The sequence below is a fragment of the Paenisporosarcina sp. P4_E4_2 genome (assembly GCF_056401595.1).
In genome coordinates, this window is record NZ_JBFUJC010000104.1 from 1 (window position 1) to 9,375 (window position 9,375).

The 9,375-nt window shown below is 39.6% G+C and carries 14 protein-coding genes; 3 read left to right on the plus strand and 11 right to left on the minus strand.

Annotated features, from left to right (window positions below):
• Positions 1-29: 29 nt before the first annotated feature.
• The 6 genes from AC1DSB_RS09295 to AC1DSB_RS09320 all read right to left on the minus strand — a co-directional run bounded on the left by AC1DSB_RS09295 (position 30) and on the right by AC1DSB_RS09320 (position 3,084).
• Complete coding sequence (locus AC1DSB_RS09295; protein WP_477586550.1) at positions 30-470, minus strand: hypothetical protein; 441 nt, start codon at positions 468-470, stop codon at positions 30-32.
• Positions 471-487: 17 nt separating this feature from the next.
• Positions 488-937, minus strand: coding sequence for a hypothetical protein (locus AC1DSB_RS09300; RefSeq protein WP_477531226.1), 450 nt, complete (start codon positions 935-937; stop codon positions 488-490).
• Between the two features lie 3 nt (positions 938-940).
• Positions 941-1,726: an alpha/beta hydrolase family protein gene (locus tag AC1DSB_RS09305; protein WP_477531227.1), complete on the minus strand. Its 786-nt coding sequence runs from the start codon at positions 1,724-1,726 to the stop codon at positions 941-943.
• Positions 1,665-2,177, minus strand: a complete 513-nt coding sequence (locus AC1DSB_RS09310; protein ID WP_016426547.1) for an NUDIX domain-containing protein — start codon at positions 2,175-2,177, stop codon at positions 1,665-1,667. Before AC1DSB_RS09310 ends, AC1DSB_RS09305 begins: the two co-directional genes overlap by 62 nt.
• A gap of 47 nt (positions 2,178-2,224) precedes the next feature.
• The gene (locus AC1DSB_RS09315) at positions 2,225-2,527 is read right to left on the minus strand and encodes a hypothetical protein (protein ID WP_016426546.1); all 303 of its coding nucleotides are present in this window, start codon (positions 2,525-2,527) and stop codon (positions 2,225-2,227) included.
• Between the two features lie 107 nt (positions 2,528-2,634).
• On the minus strand, positions 2,635-3,084 hold the full coding sequence (locus AC1DSB_RS09320) for a Dps family protein (RefSeq protein WP_016426545.1): 450 nt from the start codon (positions 3,082-3,084) through the stop codon (positions 2,635-2,637).
• Between the two features lie 100 nt (positions 3,085-3,184).
• Between AC1DSB_RS09320 and ytzI the strand changes: the two genes are divergently transcribed.
• The 3 genes from ytzI to AC1DSB_RS09335 all read left to right on the plus strand — a co-directional run bounded on the left by ytzI (position 3,185) and on the right by AC1DSB_RS09335 (position 4,671).
• Positions 3,185-3,331: a YtzI protein gene (gene ytzI, locus AC1DSB_RS09325; protein WP_016426544.1), complete on the plus strand. Its 147-nt coding sequence runs from the start codon at positions 3,185-3,187 to the stop codon at positions 3,329-3,331.
• Positions 3,328-3,558: a membrane protein insertion efficiency factor YidD gene (gene yidD / locus AC1DSB_RS09330; protein WP_016426543.1), complete on the plus strand. Its 231-nt coding sequence runs from the start codon at positions 3,328-3,330 to the stop codon at positions 3,556-3,558. The genes ytzI and yidD overlap by 4 nt, the downstream gene beginning before the upstream one ends.
• A gap of 117 nt (positions 3,559-3,675) precedes the next feature.
• A complete protein-coding gene (locus AC1DSB_RS09335) occupies positions 3,676-4,671 on the plus strand; it encodes a metal ABC transporter solute-binding protein, Zn/Mn family (protein ID WP_477586552.1) in 996 nt (331 codons plus the stop codon).
• 39 nt (positions 4,672-4,710) lie between these two features.
• Here the strand turns inward: AC1DSB_RS09335 and menC are convergent, their stop codons facing one another.
• From menC to AC1DSB_RS09360, 5 genes are all read right to left on the minus strand, one after another.
• Positions 4,711-5,823 (minus strand): o-succinylbenzoate synthase, encoded by a 1,113-nt coding sequence (menC, locus tag AC1DSB_RS09340; protein WP_477586554.1) that lies wholly within the window; start codon positions 5,821-5,823, stop codon positions 4,711-4,713.
• Positions 5,796-7,244, minus strand: a complete 1,449-nt coding sequence (locus tag AC1DSB_RS09345) for an o-succinylbenzoate--CoA ligase (protein ID WP_477532639.1) — start codon at positions 7,242-7,244, stop codon at positions 5,796-5,798. Before AC1DSB_RS09345 ends, menC begins: the two co-directional genes overlap by 28 nt.
• A 63-nt stretch (positions 7,245-7,307) precedes the next feature.
• On the minus strand, positions 7,308-8,126 hold the full coding sequence (gene menB / locus AC1DSB_RS09350; RefSeq protein WP_016426539.1) for a 1,4-dihydroxy-2-naphthoyl-CoA synthase: 819 nt from the start codon (positions 8,124-8,126) through the stop codon (positions 7,308-7,310).
• Positions 8,127-8,137: 11 nt separating this feature from the next.
• Entirely contained in the window at positions 8,138-8,965 is an 828-nt protein-coding gene (menH, locus tag AC1DSB_RS09355; RefSeq protein ID WP_477586556.1) for a 2-succinyl-6-hydroxy-2,4-cyclohexadiene-1-carboxylate synthase, read from the minus strand.
• On the minus strand, positions 8,953-9,375 hold a 423-nt coding region (locus AC1DSB_RS09360; protein ID WP_477586558.1), incomplete at its 5' end, for a thiamine pyrophosphate-dependent enzyme. The genes AC1DSB_RS09360 and menH, both read right to left, overlap by 13 nt.

Consider the following 9,375-nt stretch of genomic DNA (forward strand, 5'->3'; position numbering starts at 1 on the left):
GCTTGCACTTCATGTGCAGGCCATTTTTTTTACTCCGTATATTCAAAAACTGTCTCTTCTGGAAAGTAAGATTCTATCTCTTTAGCATCCTCTTTCKTTATCTGGTAGAAAAACAATTCAGATCCGTGATATTTAACAGTACAAATATGTGCACCATTTCTCTTGAATACTAATGTATACCAAGGAATTCTTGTCTGTCCTTCATTTACCCCATACAGTAGCAAGTCTTTTAGCTTCTGATTTAGAGGCATTGTAAAAATAACCAATCCACTTCCATATCGAATGGTATGAGCGAAAGGTTTAATCTTAAGAATTGCTTCTTTTTCATCTTCATGACAATGTACTTCGACTTCTGTAAACACTGGAAGTACCTCATTCATTAACGGAAACCAATAGCTAATACTCTTCCTAAGCTTGTTGGTTTCACTGGTTAGTAATAAAGAATCGTATATTATATGTAAATTTCCCATGCCTCACCCTCCTCTGCTTACATGAGGTGTTCTTTGAAGTATTCCGCGTTCTCGATTTCAGGGAATAGCGCTTCAAATTCTTCCGCTTCTTTCTCATTTACTCCATATAATACAATTTCTGAACCATATTGTGCTATCTCAAGCATTTGAATATCTTCTTTATAAAAGAATATAGTGAACCATTTTAAACCACCGTCTGCATCAATTGAATGATTACGTAAATAGTTACAGTTTTTTTCGTTCAATGTAATTGTAAACGATTTTACAAGTCCTTGATTCACAGAATGTGCAGAGAGTTTGGTCAATTCCTCAATATCATGCACTTCTTCCTGCCAACACTGAATTTCCACTGAAGCATATTCACTCGTATACGTATCCCAAAGCTTTTTCCAATATGACGTATCATTAGGGACCGAGGTTTTGTTAGCAGTACTGCTAGTCTTTAAATGAATTCGGATATGTTTCATATATTATTCCCCTTGTCGTTTCATCCAGTCCGTTAAATCTCTGACAGTTTGTCTATTGGTTTTCGAAGGGAAATAATGTGTGTAATCTTTAAAATACCAAGTCTCAAAATTTTTATTTCCATCAATGAGTGCTTTTTCGAGACGTAAGGCATGTTCAATTCCGACATTCCCATCTTTTCGTCCATGGATAATTAGAATTTTGGCATCAATAGCACTGACATGTTTGAGTGGTTGACGAAGTTCATATGCCTCAGGTACATTCGTAGGATTACCACCAATCACCCGCTTCATCATTCTACGCATGTCTTCACGTTCCTCATAGGTGAGAACCATGTCTGACACACCTGACCAGGTGACAACCGATGTAATATCTGAACGCAGAACAGCCGTCCATAAAGCCATAATTCCTCCACGAGAAAATGCAAACAGATGAATACGGTTCACTGAAATAAACTGTCTTAATACTTCTACTCCATTGGTAGCGTCAAACCGATCTTCCCCAGCAAATTCATCTCTACCTTCGCCGCCTCTGTTCCCACGATAATAAGGGGCAAACACCACGAATCCTTGTGTGGCAAACTGAGCAATTCGAGCAGATCGAACCATACCAATGTTTTGAATACCTCCACGTAAATAGAGGATTCCCTCATACTTGCCTTCTTTGCGTGGCTCCGCAAGTAACCCTTTTACCCTGAATCCACATGACCAATAGACAATTTCCGTTAATTTAACTTGTGGATTTGGACTTGGATACGGAAGTCTGTGTACAATTGTTCCGTCTACTTTCATCTAACATCACCTGTTCCAACATTTTTCTCATTCCGTCATCTGTCATATGAAAACTAAGATTAGTTGATTTGAAAAACTCCTGTATCGTCATCCATACAGGTCCCTCAGTCTCAAATCGTTCACTATTGTTTTCAATTGAATCAACTGTTGCACGGAAAACCGCCTTACAAAAAGGCTTACGCTCATGCACCATATATTCTGCAAACCATATTAAATTTGAAAGTTGTGCGCCTGTTTCTTCAAATACTTCCCGTTTTGCTGCTTGTTCTAACGTCTCGCCTGATTCTACTTTTCCACCGGGAAATTCAATCCCTCTTTGTGGATGTTTTGTTAGCAACCACTGGTTCTGCCTGTTCGCTAGCACGAGTACATGTGTGGTAGGAATTAAAAAGGCATTTGGTTCAAATGATAACGTAACTTTTAACCCATGCTGATCTACAAAAGAAAACATGCCTGCTACACTCCTTTCAAATAGTGTAGCGAAGGCATGCACAGCATTCAACTATAATAAGGCAATGTTTCTATTTGTTGTTTTGCTTCTTCATTTCCGTACTCATGAATGACAGCGTATAACTTTTTCAATCGTAAATCGACACCGTCATTTTCTGGGTCTAGATGATAAGGTACATAAGGCGTTTGAGCTCTCCAAAAACCTTTCCATTCAAAGGATTCCTTTTGATCAAATAATTGATCTAGTACGGTTAAAACTTCGGGCTCGGCTTCAATCTCATATTCCCATTGCGAATCCTCAGGATGGAAATAGTATCGGTGATGAGTGACCGAAACATATACTTTCGACATTTTTTCAACCCCTTTTTTCTAGCATGGCATTATGGATATATTTCATGCATGCAAACGATAGGAGAATTGAAAAAAGCAAATTCCCGGAAGGAATTTGCTGGAAATGCTTATTTGTTTGTATCGCCTAAAAAAGCATTTAACATCCATTGATGTTTTTCAATCGATTGATACACTGCATTCAATACATCTTCTGTCATATCGTCTTCATCTTTTGCAGCTTCGTCCATCCCTTTTTTCAATGATTTCATAATTTTACCGAAATCTTTTACAACTGTTTCAACCATTTGCATATCATTTTCTTTGCCTGTCGCTTCCGTAACATCTGATAGTTCTAAATGCTCCTTCAATGTGGCAACTGGTTTACCGCCTAAAGTAAGCAAACGTTCGGCAATTTCATCCATATGTAACGTTGCTTCATTGTAAAGTTCTTCAAACTTTGCATGTAATGTAAAGAATTGAGGTCCTTTTACGTACCAATGGAAATTATGTAACTTCGCATACATTACTGACCAAGTTGCTACTTGCTTATTTAGTTCTGTATTTAATGCTGCTGACATAAAAACTTCACACTCCTAATTTTATTTATCGCTCTGAATACTTTCAATTTACCACTAAGTTCTCTACAATAAACATACAGAACGAAGTGGAGTGAAAAAAATGTTAGCATTTATGATAATCGTCTCAATAGTAATGGTCATCGGCATCACCATGATGTTCCTTCTTGCAACTAAAAAAGCCTATAAAATAGAGCATAAAATAGATCCAGTTCCAACTGAATCAGCAGGCAAAAGTGACAACACATGAAATTCCTTGTGATGGGCATCTTCCGGTTTTATCAGAAATTCATTTCGCCAATGACACCGCCGAGTTGCCGATTTTATCCAACATGTTCCCATTACGGCGTTGAAGCTGTCGAAAAACACGGAGCAATTAAAGGCACTTACTTGGCAATCAGCCGTATCCTTCGTTGTCATCCATTTCATGAAGGCGGATATGATCCAGTACCAGAAGAATGGCCTACAAAGAAATGACTTGAAAAGAGTCATTTTTTTTGTGTCCATTTTTCTTGTATTTTAAAGATTTATCTTGTATGATAAGTAAGTTCTTAATTCAAATCGTAATCGTTACTATTTAAAAAGGAGATAACCATGAAGAAATTTCTATTATATAGTTTAATTATTGTTCTTACTTTATTTACTGTTGCTTGTGGAAAAGACACTTCGACTAATGATATATCTGAAAACCCTAATGCCTTAACTGTCTATACTACGGTCTATCCACTTACTTACTTTACCGAAAGAATCGGTGGCAAGCATGTGAATGTGGAATCCGTATATCCTGCAGGTTCAAACGAGCATACATTCGATCCTACGCAAAAAGATATGATGGATTTAGCAGATGCAGACTTGTTTTTTTATATTGGCTTAGGACTTGAAGGCTTTGTGGACAATGCGAAAAAGACATTGGAAAATGAAGACGTTTCTTTGGTCGCAACTGCAGATGCAGTTTCTGATAAAGAATTGGAAATGGGTAAAGCAAGTGACCATGGACATGAAGAAGAAGGTCACGATGAGCATGGACATGAAGAGGGTCACGATGACCATGAACATGGTGACAACGATCCGCACCTTTGGATTTCACCTCAAATCAGCATGAAACTTGCATCTTCAATTAAAAATTCTTTAATTGAAAAAGATCCTGAAAATGAAGCAACTTATACTAAGAACTACGACATATTAGTGACTGAACTCAAACAAWTGGATTCGGATTTCAAGGAAATGGCGGACGCATCGAATAATAAAACGTTCTTTGTATCCCATGCGGCTTTTGGGTACTTGGCTGGAACATATGGTCTTGAGCAAGTTGCAGTTTCAGGTTTGAATTCGCAGGACGAACCTTCTCAACAAGATCTTACTGAGATCGTCAAATTGGCAAAAGAAAAAAACATCAAAACGATTTTATTTGAACAAAATGTCTCATCCAATTTAACGAAAGTGATTCAAAATGAAGTCGGTGCAGATGCCATGACCTTGCATAACTTAGGCGTACTGACACAGAAAGATATTGAAAACAAAGAAACTTACTTCACATTAATGGAGCAAAATTTAGAAACATTAAAGAAAGCACTGGCTTCAGCAAAGTAATATAAAAACCACGGAATGGCTTTCATTCCGTGGTTTTACTCATTTAAATAGCTTGGTTTGCACTTCGAATTGCTGTAGAATGGCATGATTCCAAGATACTCCGACACCTGGTAAATTAGTGAGTTCGATTTCACCATCACATACATCGATGGGTGGAGTCGCCAAATCCTTCTCCCAAAAGTGAGTCGATGAACTGAAATCTCCTGGAAACTTAACTCCTGGTAATGAAGCAAAAGCTAAATTGAATGCTTTTGAAACGCCAAATTCAATCATACCACCCACCCAAATTGGTACTTCTGCTATGACACATTGATTATGAATTTGAAGAGCAGCAGTTAGGCCACCAACTCTGCCTTGTTTCATCACAATTATTTTCCCAGACTTGCGTTCAATCATATCCTGGGCATCTGCTAAACTTGCAATACTTTCATCCAGGGCAAATGGCGTTTTCATTATTCGTTGAGCTTCAGCAGACAAGCGATTATGGTGTTCTGAAAAAGGTTGTTCGATTAATGCAAAACCACAATCGTCGAATGCGATTAAGTGGTCCAGTGTTCTTTCTGTGAATGCTCCATTCGCATCGGCGAAGAATAACATTTGAGGGTATTGTGCGATAATTAATTTCATGAGTTTTGGATCTGTGTTTTGAGAAATTTTTAACTTTATCCGTTTATACCCGGTTTTTACTGCGGTTTCGATTTCTTCCATCATGGCTTTTTCAGTTGCAGCAGCTACCACTATTCCGGCATTTATAACGGGCCTTGTTCCGCCGATTACTTGCCATAGAGGTTGGTTCAATTTCTTGGCATAAATATCCCATATTGCATGATTAAAAGCCGCTTTTGCCATATGATTACGTTTTATTTTCTCTAAAGCGGCGTCTAATAGCTTTGGATGTGAAAAAGATTGATTCAACAAAGCTGGGATTATCCAATTTTCAAGCGTGTTCCAAGCAGTGTCCACTGTTTCTTCGGTGTACCACGGGGAAGTAAATGCAACACATTCGCCTACACCGATTGTACCGTCGACATCCATTACTTCAAGCAAGATACTCTCTCGTTCCACCACTTCCTGTAAATGAGTAGAAAACGTTTGCTTTAGCGGTACACATACGTGATATAACGTCACTTGCTTGATTTGGATATTAACCACGCTCTCAGCTCTCTTCTAAGTAATTTATTCGATGCATTCCTTGGCATAGCATTGACTTGATATAATGCTTTCGGCATTTTATAAGGTGCTAATTTGGCTTGTAAAAATGCCTGTAATGATGCCAATGTCATATCCTCATCACTGACAATAAAGGCTACAGGTACTTGTCCCCACTTCTCGTCACTCATTCCGCAAACTCCGGCTTCCCGAATCTGTGGATGTTGAAGAATCGCATTCTCCACTTCTGCTGGGTAAATATTTTCCCCGCCGGAAATAATTAAATCAGAACGTCGGTCGACGACAAATAAATATCCTTCTTCATCGAAATAGCCAATATCGCCGGTATGAAGCCATCCTTTTACTTGGGATGCCGTAGTTGTATGACTGCCAATGTAACCAGGTGTTACATGCCCGCCACGTATGCAAATCTCTCCTTCTTCAAATGGCTTTGATGCTTTATCGATTCGAATGAAACTCAAATACAATGGTTTGCCAGAAGACCCTAGTTTCCTGACCGCATCTTCAGGAGCAAGCGTTGCTGTTTGGGAGGACGTTTCCGTCATTCCATAAGTTTGCAGTATTGGGATACCACGAGAAATAGCTCGCTCTAAATAATTGCTCGGAACAGGACCTCCCCCCACTAGCATCGTCAGTAAACAAGGAGATACTTTCGCATCCCGCTCCTCTAATTCCCTTAAAATCCGTTCTAACATAACGGAGACAACAGACATACGCGTGACCTGTCCATCTACTAAATCGTCGACCACTTTTACCAAGTCGAATTTTGAATAGAGCTTCACTTCCATTCCATATAATACGGAGCGAATGAATATGGATAAACCGCTTATGTGAAAGACTGGCATTGTACAAAGCCATACATCATTTGATTGTATCCCCATGTTAAACGCTGAAGCCGTTGCATTCGTGGTATGGTTTCGGACGGTTTGACGAACACCTTTTGGATTTCCCGTTGTACCGGATGTATACATAATGGACATGGTACGATCGATTGGCCATTCATCTTCTATCTCGAATTTACTGGAAGCCTTTTCTGCCAGTTCGTCCAATGTCAATGATGGGTGGTTAGCCACTCTTGCCTGATAGTCTTTTTCGACTAACAAAAGAGTTGGCTGTGCATCGTTAATTTGATTGTCAAGTTCCCCATCAGACAATCGTTCATTTAATAGAACAACTTCACAGCCCAATTGCCAACAGGCATGGATTGTAACAATTAAAGAAGGATTTGATGGTGATAGAATGGCTACGCGATTTCCATTGTCAATTCCAACTGTCTTAAGTGAACCAGCTAAATTTATTGCTTCGTCGAAAAGCTGTTGAAACGTCCAGGAATGTTGTCCAAATGTTAATGCCTTGCGGTTCGGAGTCGTTTTGACCCGTTGTGCTAGCCAGTTAGGGTACATGATTTATAGCCACCTTTAGAAAAAGCTGCCCTTCATAAAAGGACAGCTAGAAAATTGTTATTATCAAGGGAAACGTGGGAATTGACCGAAGTCAGGTTTACGTTTTTCCTTAAAGGCATCGCGGCCTTCTTTTGCTTCATCTGTCGTGTAGTAAAGAAGTGTCGCATCTCCAGCCATTTGTTGCAGACCTGCTAAACCATCTGTATCTGCATTCATTGCCGCTTTCAGGAAACGAAGGGCTGTAGGTGACATTGAAAGCATTTCTTCACACCATTGAACCGTTTCATCTTCTAATTGTGCGTAAGGAACTACAGTGTTAACCAAGCCCATGTCAAGTGCTGCCTGTGCGTCATATTGACGGCATAAGTACCAGATTTCACGTGCTTTTTTATGACCGATAATACGAGCTAAATATCCTGAGCCGTATCCTGCATCAAACGATCCCACTTTCGGTCCAGTTTGTCCGAAGATCGCGTTGTCTGCAGCAATCGTCAAATCACATACGACATGCAGTACATGTCCGCCACCGATGGCATAACCCGCTACCATTGCCACTACAGGTTTAGGAATAACACGAATCAGGCGCTGTAAATCCAAAACGTTCAAACGTGGGATTTCATCTTCCCCAACATATCCACCATGTCCACGAACGGACTGGTCTCCACCTGAACAGAAAGCTTTTTCGCCTTCACCCGTTAATACGATAACGCCTACTTTTGAATCATCGCGTGCATAAGTAAATGCATCCAATAATTCTTTAACTGTTTTAGGTCGGAAAGCATTTCTTACTTCCGGACGGTTAATTGTAATTTTCGCAATACCGTTATATGTTTCATACTTAATATCTTCATATGTACGTTCTGATACCCATTGACGTGTCATACTCTTCCTCCTCAAAATCTTTCTAATACTTGCTCCAATATTATTGTAGCAAACTGAACGGGATTTTCCACATGTATTGCATGTCCTGCCCCTGAAACTTCAAGATGCTGGCTATATCGAATGAGTTCTGTCATTTGTTTGGCAATGATCGTAAATTTTTCATCGAGTTCACCTGTGATTATGATGACAGTGATTTTCAACTCATTCAATCTGGACCAGTAAGAAGGCTGTCTGCCGGTTCCCATTCCCTTTAAACTATTAGCCAATCCCAAAACAGCTTGTTGCATTCGCTCTTCCCTGATGGAATGAAGCTTTATCTCACCTAACTTTTTTTGAGAATGAAATAAAGGAATGTCCTGCCAAAAATCAATAAAAGATGAAAGACCTTCACTTTCCATTTTCTCCGCTAATTTTTCATCTGCAGTTATTCGGGCCAGTCTGTCAGCTTCTGATTGTAAACCTGGAGATGCACTCTCCAGTACTAGCTGCTTAACATGCTTAGGAAATGCAAGTGCATAAGCAAGCGCAATGCGTCCTCCCATAGAATAACCAACGAGGGTGAAATTAGTAACATTCAGAAATAGAAAAAGTTCGTGTAAATCCATCACTTGTTCGTACATGATGTAACGATTTGCATCACTCGGTGAATCGGTTTTACCATGTCCCATTAAATCGACTGTAATGCAACGGACAGAATCAGGTAATTGTTCAATAATCGGGACCCATGTTTTCGTGCTTCCAGTAAATCCATGTAAAAAGATGATTGTTTCCGAAACTTCTCTGTTGGTGATGGAATAACTAACTTTTACTCCTCGARCGGTTGCGACTAGTTGTTCCATTTTCGGTCCAACTCCTCAGTAATTCCGTTCCATAACTGACGATGTGTTAAAACATTCTGTTGCCGATTGGTCTTTACTTCAATGATTCGTAAGTCTTTTTGTTTTGGCGTTGTTAAAGCTTGTGTAAAATCTTCTTTTGATTCCACAGCAAAATATTCAGCTTCATACATGGTGGCAATTGAATCGAACGTCAAACCGGTTGGCGTACCAAACAATTTTTCGAAGTACGTCTCTTCGGTGGACTGAGGCAAATACGAGAAGATGCCGCCACCATCGTTATTCATAACAACAATGGTGAGGTCAGTTTCATGGAAACGTGTAACCAGTAATCCATTGCTGTCGTGCAGGAACGAGATGTCCCCAATCAATAAAGTCGCAGGTCTTTTTCTCGCCTGCTGAATACCTAGAGC